At 64.7% G+C, this 19029-nt stretch carries 14 protein-coding genes and 1 pseudogene; 5 read left to right on the top strand and 10 right to left on the bottom strand.

Going from position 1 to position 19029, the window contains the following annotated elements; all coding sequences use genetic code 11:
• Positions 1–8 precede the first annotated feature (8 nt).
• Positions 9–974, bottom strand: coding sequence for a LysR family transcriptional regulator (locus CNE_RS22810; RefSeq protein WP_013952642.1), 966 nt, complete (start codon positions 972–974; stop codon positions 9–11).
• A gap of 137 nt (positions 975–1111) precedes the next feature.
• On the opposite strand from CNE_RS22810, the gene CNE_RS22815 reads away from it, so the two are divergent.
• Positions 1112–2431, top strand: coding sequence for an MFS transporter (locus tag CNE_RS22815; RefSeq protein WP_013952643.1), 1320 nt, complete (start codon positions 1112–1114; stop codon positions 2429–2431).
• A gap of 29 nt (positions 2432–2460) precedes the next feature.
• Entirely contained in the window at positions 2461–3957 is a 1497-nt protein-coding gene (locus tag CNE_RS22820; protein WP_013952644.1) for a M81 family metallopeptidase, read from the top strand.
• A gap of 39 nt (positions 3958–3996) precedes the next feature.
• Here the strand turns inward: CNE_RS22820 and CNE_RS22825 are convergent, their stop codons facing one another.
• Positions 3997–7284 (bottom strand): bifunctional cytochrome P450/NADPH--P450 reductase, encoded by a 3288-nt coding sequence (locus CNE_RS22825; RefSeq protein ID WP_013952645.1) that lies wholly within the window; start codon positions 7282–7284, stop codon positions 3997–3999.
• A gap of 164 nt (positions 7285–7448) precedes the next feature.
• On the opposite strand from CNE_RS22825, the gene CNE_RS22830 reads away from it, so the two are divergent.
• The gene (locus tag CNE_RS22830) at positions 7449–8096 is read left to right on the top strand and encodes a TetR family transcriptional regulator (protein WP_013952646.1); all 648 of its coding nucleotides are present in this window, start codon (positions 7449–7451) and stop codon (positions 8094–8096) included.
• Between the two features lie 80 nt (positions 8097–8176).
• Here CNE_RS22830 and CNE_RS22835 read toward each other — a convergent pair whose 3' ends face one another.
• Complete coding sequence (locus tag CNE_RS22835; RefSeq protein ID WP_013952647.1) at positions 8177–8620, bottom strand: cupin domain-containing protein; 444 nt, start codon at positions 8618–8620, stop codon at positions 8177–8179.
• A 435-nt stretch (positions 8621–9055) separates the two neighbouring features.
• Here CNE_RS22835 and CNE_RS22840 point away from each other — a divergent pair, with 435 nt between their 5' ends.
• A complete protein-coding gene (locus CNE_RS22840; protein WP_013952649.1) occupies positions 9056–10354 on the top strand; it encodes an MFS transporter in 1299 nt (432 codons plus the stop codon).
• On the opposite strand, the gene CNE_RS22845 is transcribed toward CNE_RS22840, so the two are convergent.
• A complete protein-coding gene (locus CNE_RS22845) occupies positions 10351–11577 on the bottom strand; it encodes a cyanophycinase (protein ID WP_013952650.1) in 1227 nt (408 codons plus the stop codon). The genes CNE_RS22840 and CNE_RS22845 overlap by 4 nt on opposite strands.
• Positions 11578–12003: 426 nt before the next feature.
• Positions 12004–13227 carry a polyhydroxyalkanoate depolymerase gene (locus CNE_RS22850; protein WP_013952651.1) on the bottom strand — a complete coding sequence of 408 codons (1224 nt, stop codon included), beginning with the start codon at positions 13225–13227 and terminating at the stop codon, positions 12004–12006.
• Between the two features lie 177 nt (positions 13228–13404).
• On the opposite strand from CNE_RS22850, the gene CNE_RS41065 reads away from it, so the two are divergent.
• Complete coding sequence (locus tag CNE_RS41065) at positions 13405–13758, top strand: hypothetical protein (protein ID WP_148271651.1); 354 nt, start codon at positions 13405–13407, stop codon at positions 13756–13758.
• Positions 13759–13889: 131 nt separating this feature from the next.
• Here CNE_RS41065 and CNE_RS22855 read toward each other — a convergent pair whose 3' ends face one another.
• The 5 genes and pseudogenes from CNE_RS22855 to CNE_RS22875 all read right to left on the bottom strand — a co-directional run bounded on the left by CNE_RS22855 (position 13890) and on the right by CNE_RS22875 (position 18927).
• Positions 13890–15212 carry a CitMHS family transporter gene (locus CNE_RS22855; RefSeq protein ID WP_013952653.1) on the bottom strand — a complete coding sequence of 441 codons (1323 nt, stop codon included), beginning with the start codon at positions 15210–15212 and terminating at the stop codon, positions 13890–13892.
• A 187-nt stretch (positions 15213–15399) separates the two neighbouring features.
• Positions 15400–16440 (bottom strand): isocitrate/isopropylmalate dehydrogenase family protein, encoded by a 1041-nt coding sequence (locus CNE_RS22860; RefSeq protein ID WP_013952654.1) that lies wholly within the window; start codon positions 16438–16440, stop codon positions 15400–15402.
• Positions 16441–16753: 313 nt separating this feature from the next.
• A pseudogene (locus tag CNE_RS43100) lies at positions 16754–18278 on the bottom strand (CYTH and CHAD domain-containing protein).
• On the bottom strand, positions 18279–18509 hold the full coding sequence (locus CNE_RS22870) for a hypothetical protein (protein ID WP_013952655.1): 231 nt from the start codon (positions 18507–18509) through the stop codon (positions 18279–18281).
• Between the two features lie 88 nt (positions 18510–18597).
• Entirely contained in the window at positions 18598–18927 is a 330-nt protein-coding gene (locus CNE_RS22875; RefSeq protein WP_013952656.1) for a hypothetical protein, read from the bottom strand.
• Between the last annotated feature and the right edge of the window lie 102 nt (positions 18928–19029).

Genomic DNA, 19029 nt, shown 5'->3' on the forward strand with positions numbered 1-19029 from the left:
TTCGCCGCTCAGTCACCTGCGCGGCGGCTTCCTGGACGGGGTCGTCCCCGACTGCGCGAACGGGCTGTCGCGAACATCTGCATGTCGCGCAGGATGCAGTCCAGCAGCGTATTCGCGGCCACGCCCATCGGGCGGCCTGTCTTCACCAGCAGACGTGCCTTGGCGGCCTCGAACAGCGGATGGGCGATAGGCAGCGTAACCAGTTCGCCGGACTGCAATTCACGATAGGCCGCGAACCCGCCGATCAGCGTGATGCCATCATGCCGCTTCACGAAATGGCGCAGCACGGCCAGGGAGTTCGTGGTCAGCGTCGGGCGGATCTGGACATTCTCCGTGTAGGCCAGCATCTGCACGATCTGCCCGAGTCCGAATGCCGGCGGCATCATCGCCAGCGGGTAGTCGCCCAGTTCGCGCACGTCGACCTTGCCGCCCCGGCGTGCCAGGGGATGCCCGGCATGCACCAGCAGCACCACCGGTTGCGATGACGTGGCAACCCAGGTGATATCGGCATGCGCAGGCGGATTGTAGGCCAGCCCGATATGCGCGCGGCTTTCCGCTACCTCTTGCAGGACGTTGTTGACCGGGAGGATGTCGACGGTCACGTCGAGCCTGGGATAGCGCGCACAGAAATCCGTCAGCACTTCGTCCATCAGTCCGTCGACATAGCCCTCGCTGGTGGCGATGCGCACCTGGCCGTGCTGCAGGCCGCGCAAGGCCTGCAGGCGGTCCTCGAAGAGCTCCTGCTGTGCGCGGCAGCCGCGCCAGTACTCAAGCAGGTGTACTGCGGCTTCGGTCGGCTGCACCCCGCGTGCATGGCGGTCGAACAGCGGCGCGCCGACCTCCTCTTCCAGCAGCCGGATCTGGCGCGTGATCACCGATGGCGAGGTGTTGATGCTGTCGGCCGCACCACGGATCGAGCCATGTGTCAGTACCTCGTGGAAATAGCGCAGCCTGCGCTGGTTCAGTTCCCGCATGTCGGATCCCGCTGTTGCCAATAGGGCAACGATAGCGGACTTAAGTTGCTCTTGCTCTGTTTTTTCATATGCCAGAGGATCGACCCTGAACGACATCGCATCCACAAGAGATAGAGCCGACCACGGGAGAGACCGACATGTCCGCAACCCTGCCCCCACGTACCACGCCGGAGTACGCCAGCGCCGCGCAGCAGGCGCTGTACCGCAAGCTGAACTGGCGCCTGTTGCCGTTCCTGCTGCTCTGCTACACCTTTGCCTACCTGGATCGCGTCAATATCGGCTTTGCCAAACTGCAGATGCAAAGCGATCTCGGCTTTTCCGATGCGGTGTACGGGCTGGGCGCCGGCATCTTCTTCTTCGGTTACGTCCTGTTCGAAATCCCGAGCAACCTGCTGCTGCCCCGGATTGGTGCCCGCAAGACCATCAGCCGCATCCTGGTGCTGTGGGGTATCACTTCCGCGGGCATGATGTTCGTGCGTGACGAGACCACGTTCTATGTGCTGCGCTTTCTGCTCGGCGTGTTCGAGGCCGGCTTTGCACCGGGCATGATCTTCTATCTCACCTACTGGTACGGGCAGCGGCGCATGGCGCGCGTGATGGCCGTGGTGATGCTGGCCGGGCCCATCGGCGGGATCTTCGGCTCGCCGCTGTCCACGTGGCTGATGACAGGCCTGTCCGGCGCGCATGGCCTGGCGGGCTGGCAATGGATGTTCCTGGCCGAAGGGCTGCCTTGCGTGCTGCTCGGTGCCCTGGCGCTGCGCGTGCTGGCCGACAGGCCCGCCGAGGCGAAGTGGCTCAGCGACGAAGAGAAGCGCATGCTGGCGGCTGAACTGCAGGTGCCGGCAGGCGGCCACCAGTCATTCGGCCAGGTGGCACGCGATCGGCGTGTCTACCTGCTGGCCTTTGCCTACTTCACGATGATCTGCGGCATCTATGCCGTGAGCTTCTGGCTGCCGTCGATCCTCAAGGCCGACGGCGTCACGGACACCATGCAGATCGGGCTGTATTCGATGATTCCGTACATGGCGGCGGCGATTGCCATGGTCGTGATCGGCCGCAGCTCGGATCGTCGCGGCGAGCGCCGCTGGCACAGCGCGGTCCCCGCATTTGTCGGCGCCGTGGCGCTGGCCCTGGCCACGGTGTCGAGTGGAAACCTGCCGCTGTCATTGCTTTGCATGACCGTCGCCACGGCGATGATGTGGGCCGCCTACACGGTGTTCTGGGCCATTCCGTCGCAATACCTGAAGGGCGATGCCGCCGCGGGTGGTATCGCGCTGATCAATACCATCGGCCTGATTGGCGGCTTCCTGAGCCCGACCATCATTGGGGCGGTGCGCACCGCCACCGGCAGCATGCAGGCCGGCCTGCTGGTGATGGTGGCGCTGCTGATGGCCGGAGCGGCCGTACTGGTAGCCAACCGGATGCCATCGCCCCAGGGCGCGGTCTCGCCCGCCTGAGGCTGGCCATTCAACTTACGGAGACAACATTGGCAACACGGATTCTGATCGCCGGATTTCAGCACGAGACCAATACCTTTGCACCGTCAAAGGCCACCTATGCCAGCTTCGAGCGCGGCGAGGGCTTTCCGGCGATGGTGCGTGGCGATGACGTGCTGTCGCTGCGCGACGTCAACATTCCGGCCGGCGGCTTCATTGCCGCGGCAGAGCGGCGCGGCTGGACGCTGCTGCCGGTGATCTGGGCCGGCGCCAGCCCATCCGCGCACGTGACTGAGGATGCGTTCGAGCGCATTGCCGGCGAAATCGTCGAGGCCGCGCGCGCCGGCGGATTCGATGCGGTCTATCTGGACCTGCATGGCGCGATGGTTGCCGAACATACGGACGATGGCGAAGGCACCTTGCTCTCGCGCATCCGTGCCGTGGCGGGGCCGGGCGTGCCCGTGGTTGCGTCGCTCGATCTGCATGCCAACGTCACGCGGGCGATGCTAGAGGCTGCCGACGCACTGGTGGCCTATCGTACGTATCCGCACGTGGACATGGCCGAGACCGGCGAGCGGGCCGCGGCATTGCTGCAGCGCTTGCTGGAGGGCAGGGGGCCGCTGCATCGCGCAGTGCGCCGGCTGCCCTTCCTGATCCCGATCAACGGCATGTGCACGATGCTGGAGCCTGCCCGCGCCATGTATTCGCTGCTGCAGCAAGGGGAAAGCGGCGCCGTGGTGTCGCTGTCGTTCGCGCCGGGCTTTCCCGCAGCCGATTTCCCGGAATGCGGGCCGGTGATCTGGGGATACGGCGAGGATGCCGCAGCGGTCGACGCGGCGGTGCGGGCCTTGTACGACCGGATGCTGGCGGATGAGCCTGCCTGGGAGGTCCCGTTCCTCTCGCCGGACGAAGCAGTGCTCGAGGCCATGCGGCTGGCCGAGGGGGCGACGCGCCCGGTGGTCATTGCCGACACGCAGGACAATCCCGGGGCCGGCGGCGATTCGAACACCACGGGCATTCTGCGCGCCTTGCTGCGCCACGGCGCGCGGCACGCGGCCATCGGGCTGATCTGGGATCCGGCCGTGGCGGCCGAGGCGCACCGCGCCGGCGTGGGAGCCACCATCGACGTCGCTCTCGGCGGTGTTTCCGGGGTGCCCGGTGACGAGCCGCTGCGGGGGCGCTTCGAGGTGCTGAAGCTCTCCGATGGCGTATGCCGCTACGGCGGGCCGATGATGAACGGCATGCTGGCCGATGTCGGGCCCGTCGCGCTGTTGAGTATCGACGATGTGCTGGTGGTCGTCAGTGCCGGCAAGGCCCAGATGCTGGACCGCAACCTGTTCCGCGTAGGCGGGGTAGAGCCCGAGGCCATGAAGATTCTCGTCAACAAGAGCTCGGTGCATTTCCGGGCCGATTTCCAGGGCATCGCGCACGCCGTGCTGGTGGCCAAGGCGCCCGGCCCGATGACGGCGGATCCCGCAGACCTGCCCTGGACCAGGCTTGCCCCCGGCATCCGTCTCAAGCCGATGGGCAAGCCCTTCCAGGGCTAGTACCGCGCCAGCGACGCGACCGAGCGACCCGGCGGGGCGTCAGTTGAAGACATCCTGCCGGTACCTGCCCGTGCTGACCAACTCCGCCAGCCAGTCCGACGCAGCCTCTGGTGTCATCCCCCCTTGCTCTGCGCCGATCTGAATCAGCACCTGCCTGACCGCGGGCGCCATATGGCGGCCGTCGCCGCACACGTAGACGATCGCACCCTGGTTCAGCCGGGCCCAGACATCGGCACGGCGCTGCCACAACAGGTCCTGCACGTAGCGCGGCTCGCCATCCACGACGGAACAGGCCAGGTGGACCTGCACCACGCCCTGTGCCTGCCAGCGCGCCACGTCGTCGCGGTACAGCCAGTCGTGCGCGGGGTGGCGGCACCCGTAGTACAGCTGCACCGGGGCCACCGGCTGGCCGGCCGCCTGTTGCGCGGCCCGCTCCTCAAGAAAGCCTCGGAACGGGGCAATGCCCGTGCCGGGGCCGATCAGGATCATGGGCGTGGCCGGGTCCGCCGCAGGAGCGAAGGCGGGATTGGGCGTGCGGATGGCGCCCGCCACCATGGCGCCGGGCGCCAGGCCCTGCAGCCAGGCAGAAGCCACGCCGCGGAAGAGTCCGCGGCCCGACAGCGCCGCAGACCAGACCGTGCCGACGGTGATGGTTGCCACGTCGGGTGAGACCAGCGGCGATGAGGCAATCGAATAGAACCTCGGCCGCATCGGCACGGTGCAAGCCAGCAGGCCGGCCAGGTCCAACTCGATGGCGGGAAAGCGGTCCAGCACGTCGGCCAGCCCGAGCCGGCGCGGTGCCACCTGGGCGGCGTACCCGCTCTCGGCGTCGTCCGAGGCCAGCTGCTGCAGGGCCTGGCGCGTGACCGGGCAGCGCGAAGACTGCGACAGCAGGCGCAAGGTCTGGCGCGACACCACGTCCTGCAGTTCCACAAAATGGGTCAGCAGCTGCCGCACGGACAGGGCCTCGCCCAGCGGCAGGCCGCGCGCGGCCCCGCCGGAGGCGGACAAGGTGACGATGGCGTCCGGGTCGATGCCGATCCGCTCGCACAGGGCCGCGACCATCCCGGGCTGGTTCTGCGGATAGACGGCGAGGTGGTCGCCCGTGGCGTAGCGCACGCCTGCGGGCAGCCTGAGGCGGATATCGCGCGTGGAAGTCCGCGGCGCCTCGCGCGAGAAGTCCCACAGGCCGGATGGATCGTTCACCAGCTCGGTGTTGGCCAGGACCGTGAAGCCCTGGGTGTTTGCCGGCAGCGTGGACGCGCGGATCTCGGCGACGTCTCTCATCTGCACCCGGACCGGCGGCGTTCCGTGGGCCGGCCCGCCCACGCTGTCACCGGCCTGCAAGGCTTGCCACAGCGAGGCCAGCCAGCGTTCCGCGGCCTGGTCGAAGTCGCCGTTGCCGTCGGCTTCGCCACGCGGCAGCAGCGGACTGGCGCCGGCATTGGTGAAGAATTCATAGACCCGGCGCGGGAAGGCCTGGTACGTCGGCCATTGCGAGTTGCCGCAGCCCAACACGGCCACGCTTAGCCCTTCTGCGCGGTAGCCGCTGGCGGCGCCGCTATCGAGCAGCGCTTCGAGGCGCCTTGCCGAGTCCGGCGCGCGGCCATTATAGGTGGCGGCGATGATGACGGCCAGGCCGGTGGTCGGGAGCGCGTCGGCCACATCGTCCAGGTCGCGCAGCGTCGCATCAAAGCCCGCCGCCAGCGCGCCGGCATGCACCTGCTCAGCCAGTTCGCGCGCGGTGCCAAGGCTGGATCCGCACAGCACGGCAAGCGGCCTGCCGCCGCCCTGCACATCAGGGCCCGCCTGCGGCGCTTGCGCGGTCCCGGCGACCGGCGCCGCGGCGATGCGCTCATGCGGCCGGCGCCGGCGCGCACGCACCGTGAATCCGTCGGGTTTGATCGTCAGCGTTTCCTTGATGCGGAACTGGTAATCGTGCGCATCGGTGAACTGGAAATTGCGCAGCATCAGCGCCAGTGCCAGCTTGGCCTCGGTCAGCGCAAACTGGCGGCCGATGCAGGCACGCTCCCCGTTGCCGAAAGGCATGTAGGCGTGGCGCGGCAGCTTTGCCTCCTGCTCAGGCAGGAAACGGTCGATGTCAAAGCGTTCCGGGTCGGCCCACACCTTGGGGTCGCGGTGCAGCGCGGTCAGCACCACCGACAGGCGCCTGTCCTTGCGGATCAGGTAGCGGCCGCCCAGCAGCGTATCTTCAAACGGCGCTACGGCGAAGGCGGGCGCGGTGGGCCACAGGCGCAACGTTTCCTTCAGCACGCGGTCCAGTACCGGCAGCCGCGCCAGGTCGGCGTAGACCGGCGCAGCGTCGCCGGGCAACACGGCGTCCACCTCCGCGTAAGCCTGTGCCATCACGCCCGGGTTGCGCAGCAGTTCATACAGCGCAAAGGTGAGCAGCCCGCTGGTGGTCTCGTGGCCCGCGATCAGGAACGTGATCACCTGGTTGCGGATGTTCTCGTCGTCCAGCCGCTGGTCGGTGTCCGGATCCCGCGCTTCCAGCATCAGGCCGAGCAGGTCGTTGGCCGTGCCGCCCCGGCGTTGCGCCGCGTTGCCCGCGCGCCGCCGCCGGATCACGTCGTCAACCAGGTCGCGCATGAAGCGGGTGTCCTGGTCGAACTTCTGGTGTGCCGCATGCATGAAGCGGTCTTGCAGGGCAAAGCGCGTCAGCTTGGACATCGCCTCTTCCAGCGCGCCGACCATGGCCTCGATGAAGGGGTGCAGGTTTGCGCTGGCGAACGATTCAAAGTCGTAGCCGAAGCCGGACAGCGCGATGGTATCGAGCGTCAGCCGCGTCATGTCGTCCGCGACGGCGATATCGGCATCCGGGCCTTGCCGGTCCCATTTGTCCACCAGTCGGTTGGCCACGCGCAGCATGACGTCGAAGTAGCCCTTCATCGCGCGCTGGCTGAACGCCGGCATCAGGATGCGGTGCGCCTTGCCCCAGTTGGCCTCGTCGGAGCGTGCGGTGAACAGGCCGTCGCCGGCCATGCCGCGCAGGTAGGACAGCGGCGGGCCGATGTACTTACGGAAACGCGCGGCATCGCACAACTCGCTGGCCAGTGCCACCGACGTCACAAACGGCACGCGCCGGCCGGCGAAATTCAGCTCGAAGATGCCGTCATGATGGCGGCTGCGCGCCAGCAGGTGCTGGCCCAGCGCACCGGGTGTGATCTGCAGCAGGTTGCCCACCAGCGGCCAACCCGGGTCGCGCGGGATGGGCTCAGGGTTGGGGGCATGCATGGGGCGGGCAGGGGATGGATGCGGCGCGTCGGAGGCCTGGTCGGGGCTGGATAGCTCAATGGGCGGCGGCATGGCAGGGCGGTGTCTCCTGAACGGGCGCTGACACGCGATTTGCCACGTGCGGCCGTTTCATTTAACGTAGACATCTGTCTACCGGCGCAAGCGTAGACAACTGTAGACATGCTGTCAACGAAGCATGTCGGGCAAAAACCGAGTCCTGCTACTAAACCGCATTCATGGAAGCCATTGCCGACGGCAAACGCCGCCTGATCGACGCCGCGTTGCGGCTGGCCGCAGCCAAGCGCAGCTTTGCGGCACTCAAGCTGCGCGAGATCGCGCGCGAGGCCGGCCTGAATCCCAACACGTTCTACCGGCATTTCAGCGACATGGAAGACCTGGCCATCACCGCCATGGCCGAGGTAAGCGCCGAACTGCGGCCGATGCTGCGTGCGGTCCGATGGGCCGCTGCCCGCGACAACCCGGGTGAAGTGGCCACGCGTGCGTGCGAAGCCCTGTTCTTGTACGCGCAGCATCACCCGGATGCATTCATCGTTGGTGTGTGCGGGATCACGGGCCCGCAGCCCGCGCTTCGCGTTGCCATTCGCACGGTGCTGGATGACATCGCCGCCGAGATGGCGGAAGACATCGAACGGCTGGGGTTGTGTCCCAAGCTCTCACGCCCGGCCATTGACGACGTCTGCGCGTACGTCGTTTCCTACCTATTCCATCAATGCGTCGACTACATCGAAGCCGATGCTGCCGGACGGCGCAGGCTGATGGCGCGCTCGGTGCAGTTGAGCTGCTGGCTGCTGCAGGGCGCGGCAGGGCCGAATGCCCAGCCGGGAACGAAATCAGGCAGGGAGCGCAAGGCCGTGGCTGCGTAGCAGGTTGCGGCGAAACACGCAGAAGGAAGAACCTCAGCCGAGGCAGCGGTCGAAGCGAGGGGGTGTGTCCGGGCCAGCGCTCACCCTGAAATTTTGATGCCACACTCTTGCGCCACCGCCAATAGCTTCTCCATGTCAGGCGCGCCTGGCGGAATTTCCTCATCGAGCCGCGTGAACAAGCGCGATGCGCTTCCGCCGTGGCTGGTGACTGAAATCATTTCGCCGCCGCCGATGCCGAACCGGAAGTAATGCACGGTGCCCGCCGGCACATGAACAAAGGTGCCAGCGACAGCAGTGATCGCTTGATCGCCATAGCCGATCTCGATCGTCCCCCTGGTAACGTAGAACGATTCGTCCCAGTCATGGCTATGGGGCGGTGGGCCACTGCCTTCTTCGCCCTGCTGCAGAAATACCTCATAACCTTGCGTGGCGGCATTGGACGCCAGCACCGTGATCCTTTCCCCTACCACGTTGAGCGCGCGTGCATACGCATCCGGAGTCACTGCAAATGGTTCTGGTTTCATGTTTCTCTGCTCCGTCAGTGAGAACGTCGCCGTGGAGAGGGTAGCCAGGTCTGAGGCATGCGGTCGCTCCAAAGCGAGCCGGCCACGGTGCCAGGCGGTGCCCCTTTTTGATGTCTGGCAATCTTAGGCGCCCCACAATGGGAAGTCATCGCCAGGAAGCGAGGATTGCCGCGGCCAATGTGCGTCAGCAAACATTGCTTCCATGCGCAATGTCACTTGCCCCTGGCTCGTTTTCCCATTTCAATGGAGTTGAGAGAAAGAAGGGATGACATCATCCGGCGTCACATACGATCCGCGAGGTGGCGGCCACGCCGATGGATGGCCCGGAACCTGCGCTTCGTATTTGCCAATGAGCCGGTCGAGCGCCTGGCTGGCATTCGCGAGCGGATTCGCCTGGCGTGGGACATCTGATACGTGCAACGCTGAGCGACGAAAATGCTGGCCGCTTCTGGTCATGATGGTTCCGAGGGCAGCGACCGAACCCTGCTGTATTTCGGTTGCCTGACCCTGCTCATCGCTCTGGCAACACCAGCCGGTTCCCTGGTGGATATACAGACGTCGTACCTGCTCAAGAACCAGTTGCATGCGACCGCAACGCAGATCTCGATATTCCGGCTGGTGACGGGAATACCGGTGTATCTTGCGTTCGTTTTTGGTCTCGCGCGCGACCAATGGAGCCCGCTGGGATTGCGGGATCGCGGCTTCTTCCTGATTTTCGCTCCGGTGACCGCAGTGGCATTCATCTGGATGGCGTTTTCAGGTTTCTCATACGCGGGACTGGTCATCGGGTTGCTGCTGGCAATGCTGTCGTCCCGGTTTATCGCCGCAGCGTATCAGGGGCTGATCGCTCTGGTGGGCCAGGAGAAGCTCATGTCCGGGCGCCTGAGCGCACTGTTGAACGTGGTCGGCTCGGTCCCGGTTGTTGCGGCAGCGTTCGCCTCCGGGTACATCTCCGATCATCTGGCTGCAAAAGAAGCCTTCCTCCTGGTAGCGATGTTCGCCTTGTCGATTGCCCTGTTGGGGCTCTGGAAGCCCGTTTCCGTCTTCGGCCATCTTTACGAGAAGCCGCAAGCCAGGGGCTCGGATCTCGTTGGCAATGTCAGGCGGCTGGTGAAACATAAGGCTGTTTATCCAGCGGTCCTCATCTGCTTTCTGTGGAACTTTGCGCCAGGAGCGGCCACGCCGCTGCAGTTCTATCTGAGCAATGAGCTGCATGCATCGGATTCCGTTTACTCGTACTACAACGGGATCTTTGCCGCCGCCTTCATCCCGACATTCTTGCTGTATGGCTTCTTGTGCAAGAAGGTATCGCTGAACAAGCTGCTGTGGTGGGGAACGATCGTCGCAGTGCCGCAGATGATTCCGCTGGCATTCATTCACTCGGCCAATCTTGCCCTTGTCTTGGCGGCACCGATAGGGCTGATGGGCGGTGTCGCCACGGCAGCATACTTCGATCTCGCGATGCGGTCCTGTCCGCCAGGCCTGCAAGGAACCTTGATGATGCTGGTGGATGGCGTTCTCGCGCTCTCGGCGCGTGCCGGCGATCTCCTGGGCTCATGGATCTATAACAGCAGCCCAACGCACGGTTTCACATATTGTGTGATCGCGACTACCGTGGTGTACGCAATGATCCTGCTTCTGATCCCGCTGGCGCCAAAGGCATTGATTGCTACCAGGGATGGCGAACCAGGCCCGGAGGTCCAGGCGCTGGCGGGCGAGGAGGCGGGCACCTAGTAATGTATGGTGGCCGGGCTCTGGATGCCAGCGTTCTCGTCAACGACATACGCTTCGATTCCCGCGCTGCCGCCGTTCCACCAGTTTGTCATATCAAAGACAGTCTCGTCGTCCAGCCGCTGGACATGGACGCCGTAGATGGTTAGCGGCTTGCCGGGCGCGCAGACCGCGGGCGAAGTCAGTGGCCTCAGGAAGTGAACAGCGCTGGGCGATGTCGTGGATAGGTTGGTGACGCGCTGTGCAATGAAACGGCCTGAGATCTTCTGAATCTGCAATGCTGTCTCGACGTCAAGGCCAATCCCGCGGGCGGCCGACGGGTTCTTCAGGACTCCGCCCTCGCAGCCTGAACCGGACCATGGCGCAATGCTTCTTGACAGGAACGTGACCAGCCTGCCCATGCGATCGCGCGAGTCGAAGTGCGGATCGACGAACGTATCGTCCAGTGCCGTAGCGTTCAGGAAACTGGGCCCGGAGAACCCTTTCGGGTCAAATGTCATGTACTTGTTGTACGGATCGCTCAGCGCCTGCGTCGATGTGACCGTCCCTTCGATGGCGGAGAAAACGAACTGCCCCAGCACGTTGGCCCCGGCGCTGGTGCCGCCAACAGGTACGTTCTGCTGCATGAGCGCGGCGATGGTCGCGTTGAGCTTCGTACCTTTCCAGAACTTGATGTAGTTGCTCTGGTCGCCGCCCGCAATCCACAACGCGTTCGCGCTGCCGACAACGGCATTGACAAACGGGTCATTCGCCGCGGCAGTGTCGGTAATAACCAGCGTTTCCGCCGCAGTCAGGCCGAGGTACGCGCCACCGACATACCCGTCCACCGCGGGCATATCGGTCGCGTTCTTCTTGTTGCTGTAATAGAAGTAAGGGTCGTAAGCGTCGGTGCCGGTCGCGCGAATCACGACCAGGCGGCCGCCCGTTGCTTTCGTAATGCCCGCTTGCTGAATCATCCAGCGATACGCGCCGTCTACATCGGGCCCGCCACCCATGATGACCACCGGCTGCACCGCCTGTGGCTGCGGTGTGGGGAGGGTCTGCACCGGCACCGGATTGCCAGTCTCGAAGTACTTTGTGCCGGTTACGAAGTAGCTGTAGGAGGCGGTAGTCTTGTCACCTGCAAGCGCAGGGGGAATCAGCACCCCGAGGGCCACGCTGATGCAGGCGACCGCGTAGTACCCCAACATCCTGCAACGCTGGGTGAACTTCGAAATGGATTCCATGACGTGACACCCCCTGCCGCTATCTTCTTTGTACAACTCGGTGACGACAGAAAAGCAACGCGCCAGGCCCCTGGAAGGGCTGGCGGATGTCACGTCACCAGGCAAAAGCTCCCGCCGTTACTCCGAGCACGGGTGCGGGACGTGCAGGCGTTCCGTTATAGACGCTGGCGCACAAAAACTCCAGCCGACGCTGACCGCGGCAGCAGATGCGGTGAGGCAGAAACGGCCACCAGCAACAAAGCCCCTATCGCGGCCAGCTTTCAAAGGTCACTACTTGGCAGCGCTTTCGCATGCCGGATTGCCTTGAGAGCAAGGGCGCCACGGCAATCGGAAAGGTCTGTTCGCTGGCATACGCAGGCGTAGCACTGTTTGCCAGTCCCCGGCTTGGAAGCTTGCGCAACCGGCCTCGCCAATGCGACGCAGCGCTCAGTCTGCGCACCGCTGAATGAACTGCGTCATGGCAGGCAGGATGGACTCCCGGAAACGCTGGCCGGCGAAGGTGCCGTAGTGACCCACGCCGTCGACGACCAGGTGTTCTTTCCGGTCGGCGGCAAGGCCTGCGCAGAGCGCGTGAGCCGCTTCGGTCTGGCCGCGACCGGTGATGTCATCGTCGCTGCCTTCGATGGTCAGCAATGAAACGTTCCTAATGGCCTCGGGGTAGACACGGCGCTGGCCGACTTCCATGCAGCCGCGGCACAGGTGATGCTCCAGGAAAACCTTCTGGATGGTTTCCAGGTAGTACTCGGCCGGCACGTCGAGTACGGCGTTGTACTCGTCATAGAACTTGCGATGCCTGGCTGCCTCGCTCTGCCTGCCATCGACCAGGTGGCGGTAAAAGTCGAGGTGAGCACCGGCGTGCTGTGCGACGTTCATCGATACGAAGCCTGCAAGCTGGAGGAAGCCCGGATACACCCGGCGCCCGTTTCCCGGGTAGCCGGCGGGCACCCGTTCGATGACGTTGGCCTCGAACCACGCCAGCGAATGTTGCCGCGCGAACTGGTCGACCGCCGTCGGGCTGACGCGGGTGTCAATCGGCGCGGCGATCAGGGTCATGGAGCGGGGCTGCACCTGCTCGTTGTCTTCGGCCATCTGGGCGACCGCGCAAAGCACCGGGACCCCGGGCTGGCAAACCGCCACGATATGCGTGCCGGCGCCGAGGTATCGCAAGAACTTTTTCAGGTAATCGACATAGCCGCCAAGATCGAAGTGCCCGGCGTCAAGCGGGACCACGCGCGCATCGGCCCAGTCGGTGATATAGACATCATGACCGGGCAGCAATGCCTCGACCGTCGGGCGCAGCAGGGTGGCGTAGTGGCCGGAGAGCGGCGCCACCAGCAACACCCGGGGGCCAGGACTGGACATGTCCTTCCTGAAATGCAGCAGCCGGCAGAAGGGCTCTTCGATGAGCGCGGTCTCGGTGACGGCCACCCGTTGCCCATGTACCAAGACCTCGTCGATCTCAAAGCGAGGTTTCCCGTAGGACTTGGTCAGCCGGGTGAACAACTCAAGCGCGGCGTCGGCCTCGCGCAGTCCCGGAAGCCAGGCGACCGACTCGCCCCAGAAATTGACTGCGCGATAACCTGCTTCGATCATCGCCCCGAGCGGGCCAAGGGACTGCAGCGTGAGTTCCCGCAGAGCATAGAGCGCCATGGCGATTCCCGCCTTTTTGAATTGGTTGGTGTGTTGTTCTGGCGCAGGGGCCGGCAAACCGGGTGCTGCGCAATGCGGGCTTCAGCGCAGTTGGCGTGCCCGACAGCCGCACGGCCGGCTTCGTGCAAGGTGGGCGGGCGGGCGACAGGCTTCTGCCGCGGGTGCGTAGGTGGGAAGGTGGCGCTGGTGCACCCAGAAGTGCTGCGCGCGGCTCAGGTGCCGTCGATGTCGAATGGACTGGCTGCGGGAAGCACCGGTGTTGCCGTGGCGGCCGTTGCGGCCGGACTGATGCGCGCGGCCCAGGTCGCACGCGAATCGGCTGGAATGCTGCATGATGCCCCCCACTACTCAAGCCACCAGCATTGGCGTCGCAATGCCAGCGGTACAGCTTGTAATCAAGTTACGCCATTTACATTCAGTAACATACTCGATCTAACCCTATTGCAACGCTTTGCATACGTCCCTGGCAACGAAGGAAGGCTGGCGGGATCATTCGATGCGAATGTGGCCTTATGTGCCGGCGATATGTGATCCTCTATTGCCAGAAGGGCGGACCCAGCCGGACCGTCTGCCAGGCTATTTGTAAATTTTTGCAAGTTGCGTTCGGGTAAAACGTCAGGCAGGCGGATGTGGTTGACCCGCCCGGTCCCGCTTCCTCGCTGTCACGCTGCCCGGCCAATGAGCGGAATCACGCCGAAGGCAACAGTGGCCAGCATCATGACCACGGCCGCCGACAGCGCCCAGAGCAGCGTATAGCGCTGGTGATCGCCAAATTCGACCTCGGCCAGGCCGACCAGCAGGTAGGTCGACGCGACCAGGGGGCTCAGCAGATGAACCTGCTGCCCGATCAGCGAGGCGCGTCCGATCTCCGCCGCGCCGATGCCATAGACGGCGGCAGCCTTGGCCAGGATCGGCAGGATGCCGAAGTAGAACGCGTCGTTCGAGATAAAGAACGTGAACGGAATGCTCAACACCCCGGTCACCAGGGCCATGTACGGGCCCATCCAGTCCGGCACGGCGCTGATGACGCTGTTGGCGATGGCGTCGACCATCTTGGTGCCCGACAGGATGCCGACGAAGATGCCGGCGGCGAAGATCAGCGACACCACCGGCACGACGTTGGCGGCATGCGCGCCCATGCGCTCCTTCTGTTCGTGCAGGCTCGGGTAGTTGATCATCAGCGCGATGGCGGATGCGATGATGAACAGCGCAGGCAGCGGCAAGGTGCCGAGAATCAGCAGCACCATCAGGGCGATGGTCAGCAGGAGGTTGAACCACAGCAGCTTCGGCCTGGCGATCTGCGGATCGCCGGCGGCAGCCTCCGGCATGGCATGGCCGTCATCACCGGCCCCGGTGCGCATCAGTGCGATGGTGCCAAGCCGGTTGCGTTCGCGGCGGCCGAGCAGGAATGCCACGAACAGGCCCCACATGCCGGTGACAATCATCGGCAGGATCATCGGCACGAACAGCGAGCCCACGTCCACGCCCAGCGCGCTGGCGGCACGCGCGGTCGGGCCGCCCCAGGGCAGGATGTTCATCAGCCCGCCCGCCATCATGATCACGCAGGCCAGCACCAGCCGGCTGATGCCCAGGCGCTTGTAGAGCGGGAGCATCGCGGCGCAGGTGATCATGTAAGTGGTCGAGCCGTCGCCGTCGAGCGACACCAGCGCGGCCAGCACGAAGGTGCCCATGATGATCTTGACCGGATCGCCGCCCACTAATTTCAGGATCACCCGCACCACCGGATCGAACAGCCCGGCATCGATCATCAGGCCGAAATACAGGATGGCGAACATCAGCATCACGCCGGTCGGCGCCAGCTTCTTGACGCCGTCCAGCATCATCGGGCCGAGTTCCGGGCCGAAACCGCCGATCGCGGCGAACGCAATCGGAACGAGGATCAGCGCCACCATGGCGGAGAGCCGCTTGGTCATGATCAGTGCCATGAACACGATCACCATCGAATAGGCGAGCAGGGTCAACATCTTTCTCTGTATCTCTTTGCCGCCCTGCAGCGTGGGGCGCTTGGGGGCGGGTGTGTGTGCGTCCGTCTGGCGCACGAGGTCAAGGGCGAGGCCGATCCCGCCGGCACGGCAGGGCGTGCCGGGTATGGAATGACCGCGGAGGGAGGCAGTCTTGTGCGCTGGCCCAGGCGGGCCGCGCGGGTGTGGCTCAGTTGGCGGATTCGATGCGTTTCACTACCGCGTCCGCAAACTGCAGCGTGGAGGCCGTGCCGTGCAGGTCGCCGGTCTTCACCTGGTCCTGGCTGAGCGTCAGCTCGATGGCTGTGCGCAGGCGCGTGGCCAGGTCCTGTCGGCCCACGTGGTCGAGCATCAGGCCGGCCGCCAGCATCAGCGAGATGGGGTTGGCAATGCCCTTGCCGGCGATGTCGGGCGCGGAGCCGTGCACCGCCTCGAAGATCGCAGCGTCGTCGCCGATGTTGGCGCCCGGCGCCATGCCAAGCCCGCCAACCAGGCCGGCGATCTGGTCCGACAGGATGTCGCCGAACAGGTTGGTACAGAGCAGCATGTCGAAGCGCCACGGGTTGAGCACCAGCTGCATGGCGCAGGCGTCGACAATGATGTCGTCCATGTCCACGCGGCCGGCATAGTCCTGGGCGACTTCACGCGCCGCTTCCAGGAAGATGCCGGTGAGCGCCTTCAGGATATTGGCCTTGTGCACCACGGTAATCTTCTTGCGGCCGTTCCTGACGGCGTACTCGAAGGCGAAGCGGGCAATGCGCCGGCAGGCGTCGCGCGTGTTGGTGCCGGTGGACACCGCTACCGCATGCGGGTCGTCGCCGACCGGGATGTAGTAGTCATGGGCCACATAGAAGCCGCCGACGTTCTCGCGCACCAGCACCAGGTCGATATTCTCAAAGCGGCCCGGCACCAGGGTGCGGGCCGGGCGCACATTGGCATAGAGGTTGAACGCCTCGCGCAGGCGCACATTGACCGAGCGGAAGCCGCCGCCCACCGGCGTGGTCAGCGGCCCCTTCAGGGCCAGGCCGGTGCGGCGGATGCTGTCCAGCGTGTCTTCGGGCAAGGGATCGCCGCTGTATTCGACGCCTGCCATCCCCGCCCGTCGGATATCCCAGGCAAATGGGGCGCCAAGCGCATCCAGCACCCGGACGGTGGCGTCGACGACTTCGGGACCGATCCCGTCGCCGGGGATCAGCGTGGCCGGGATCTGTTCGCGTGCACCGTTTTCCATTTGCGTTCCTGTCGTGAGTTGAGCGTTTCGCTGGCCGGCCAGCCGGGGCCAGGGAGGCTGTGTTTCTCGTCCCTGGCGGGGATTCCGGCGTTCGCGGCCGATCCGGCTAACCAGGGGCCCGATTCTAGGCGGGGAAGGCTGTCAGGAAACTGTCAATGTGCCGGCTATGTCATTGGGGTTTACGCTGAGGGCGACAAACTCTGCTGGCGGGGATCGGCTGACGAATCGGGGCCGGCGACGGTGAAATCGTCTTCGCTGCAGTGCGCAGGGACTGGCCGCGACGATGAACGTGCGCCGATGTTCGGAAGCCGCGCTAAGCGGGCAGGCGCGCCGCCTTGAATTGTTTCCAGAAGCGGCGCAGCGGCTGCCTGTCAACGCTGACACCCTTTGCGATATAGCCGCGCGCATAGCCACAGCCAATCGCAAGTTGCTGCCGCTCTGTCCCCAGGCGCAGCAACAGTCCCTCTGCGACCGCCATATCATTGCGCCATCCCAGGTCATCCTGCAGGCGCGACAGTTGCCGGCGATAGCGGCGCAACTTATTCGCGGCAAACAAGGATTCAAAGAACTCGGTCGCGTAGCGCAGCTTCTTTGCGGCGATACGCGCACGATGGCGCCGCTGCTCATCGAGCCTGGCCATGCCTCGGCCCCGCTTGAGCAGCCTGCGTTGCCGCTTGCGCAACGTGGTCAGCGCGAAGTCCCTGGCGGATCCGGCAAGTGCCGCGCGCTGCGCTTCGTCCAGCCCATGGTCCCAGTCCGCGCTGCCCAGCCAGTGGCTCAGCGTCAGGACCAGCCGGGTGTAACGATCGGAATTCACGGCTTGGGCCGCGCGTTGCCGGGCATCGGCTGCGACTGCCTTCGCCGCGGCAAGCACCGCGCCCGCGCCCACGTCCTCCGGCGCCCCATCGAACGCCTCACGCAAGGTGGTGTTGGCGAGCACGTCCCAGTCGCGTGCGGGGCCCAGTTCATCCGCAATCCATTTGAGTTCCGCTTGCAATGCCGGCGGGCAGGCAATCAGCGGCTCAAAGCGCCGAGCGCAGGCGACGCAGGCCGACACGCATCTGGTGCACGCTTTCCGGATTGGAGCTGTTGACCACGCCGCGTTCGTTCCCCGAGATTTGCGCCAGGCAGTTCCGGGCAATGCACTGAAACACCGCTTCCGCCGACCCGGCGTCGGCCAGCCTGAGGGGCTGCGCCCGTACCGCTTCATTGGCCTCGTCAGCGACCAGTGCATAGCCACGGTCGCCTTTGCTGGCGCGGCTCAGGCGCATTGGCACTGCGTCGAGCAGCCGCAGGGCAAACGCTGACAGATGGGCCGGCTCCCCGGCCTGGATCTCCATCTCAAGCTCGCGGATTGGTTCCGTGGCATCGTTCGCACGGACCATGCCGCGATCGACAGCCAGTTCGACCTCGTCCCCCTGTGGCAAGCGCAACAGCAGGACCGTGCGCCGGACATCCGTGATGAAGATCGGCTTCAGGCGTTCTGCCAGGTCGCCTTCGCGGAGCAGCGTCCCCAACGCAGTGCCCTCGGGCAGCTTGTCTCGTAGTGCACCAAGATCTGGCGTATTTCCGGAAACCGCCGACTCAAACTCTTCCCGCTCGTAAAGCGCCCCATGCTGCGTGCCACAGGTCTTCAAGGTCTGCACGTAATGATCACCCGCTTGTCGTACGCGCAGCGATGCGTGCATACGCCGGAAAGCAAAATCCGACGTATCGAAATACGTGCTCACGAGCCTGTCTTCGTGCGGCGGCTCCACGCAGCAGGACGACACCAGGGGCAAGCCGATCAGGCCTTCGGTCTGGTCCTGCAGCAACTCGAGCTTGAGTTCGCGTTCCATTTATCCGAGCTTTGCCGTGTCCTCGAATTTTGCGTATACGCTGGCCTGGACTGCGTTCATCACTGCAAGGATCTCGTCACTGGCAGGGCCGCTGGTTGTTACGCCCGTGGCGTTCTTCGGCTTCGAACCGGGCGGGTCGAAGACAAAGAGCGTATCGAACTTTCCGGCCGACGCTTTCTTCAGGCGCCGGTTAAGTGCTTTCAGGTATCGCTTCTTGTCAGTCTTTGACATAGGTTCCAAGGTTATCCGCGGTGGTAATCACAACCAAAATCATTGAACTACCTGCTTAGTGAATTCACTGCGTCACCAGGCAGCACTGCTAGTGCGGCTGGCCTCCATTCGACTCCGCGCCGGTGAAAGGGATTTCGTGCTCCCGCAACTTCTGCAGTGATCGGGTCAGCCTGGCGCCGTACTTGCGGTCCGCGGCCAGCAGCAGGGCCTCTATGCCGTCGTCCAGCCCGGCAAGCTCGCGGTCACCCGGCAGCCTGGTCGCTTTCATCTCCTGCAATTCGTTGGCAATGCGCTTCGCCAGCTTGCGCACAAACTCCGGGTCAAGGTGACCTTGCGCTGCAGCATCTCCAATATGCTCGATCAAGCGCTTCAGGCCGTCCGGGGTGGTCTCGGTCGCAGAGAGTATTTCGTGTGTCATCGGCAGCTCCAGTGGGCGCGTAAAATCATTCTACGCATCGGATGCTCATAAGATGGTACGTATTTCGCGGGAGCAGTGCGATCCAATTCGCCCCGATATGCG

It is taken from the genome of Cupriavidus necator N-1, assembly GCF_000219215.1.
GTDB classification, from domain to species: Bacteria; Pseudomonadota; Gammaproteobacteria; order Burkholderiales; family Burkholderiaceae; genus Cupriavidus; species Cupriavidus necator.

Coding starts and splice junctions, on each gene's coding strand:
- CNE_RS22870 (WP_013952655.1), bottom strand. CDS start 18,509: ATGTCAAAGACTGACAAGAAGCGATACCTGAAAGCACTTAACCGGCGC.
- CNE_RS22825 (WP_013952645.1), bottom strand. CDS start 7,284: ATGCCGCCGCCCATTGAGCTATCCAGCCCCGACCAGGCCTCCGACGCG.
- CNE_RS22860 (WP_013952654.1), bottom strand. CDS start 16,440: ATGGAAAACGGTGCACGCGAACAGATCCCGGCCACGCTGATCCCCGGC.
- CNE_RS22815 (WP_013952643.1), top strand. CDS start 1,112: ATGTCCGCAACCCTGCCCCCACGTACCACGCCGGAGTACGCCAGCGCC.
- CNE_RS22835 (WP_013952647.1), bottom strand. CDS start 8,620: ATGAAACCAGAACCATTTGCAGTGACTCCGGATGCGTATGCACGCGCG.
- CNE_RS22810 (WP_013952642.1), bottom strand. CDS start 974: ATGCGGGAACTGAACCAGCGCAGGCTGCGCTATTTCCACGAGGTACTG.
- CNE_RS22855 (WP_013952653.1), bottom strand. CDS start 15,212: ATGTTGACCCTGCTCGCCTATTCGATGGTGATCGTGTTCATGGCACTG.
- CNE_RS22875 (WP_013952656.1), bottom strand. CDS start 18,927: ATGACACACGAAATACTCTCTGCGACCGAGACCACCCCGGACGGCCTG.
- CNE_RS22850 (WP_013952651.1), bottom strand. CDS start 13,227: ATGGCGCTCTATGCTCTGCGGGAACTCACGCTGCAGTCCCTTGGCCCG.
- CNE_RS22830 (WP_013952646.1), top strand. CDS start 7,449: ATGGAAGCCATTGCCGACGGCAAACGCCGCCTGATCGACGCCGCGTTG.
- CNE_RS22840 (WP_013952649.1), top strand. CDS start 9,056: ATGCTGGCCGCTTCTGGTCATGATGGTTCCGAGGGCAGCGACCGAACC.
- CNE_RS22845 (WP_013952650.1), bottom strand. CDS start 11,577: ATGGAATCCATTTCGAAGTTCACCCAGCGTTGCAGGATGTTGGGGTAC.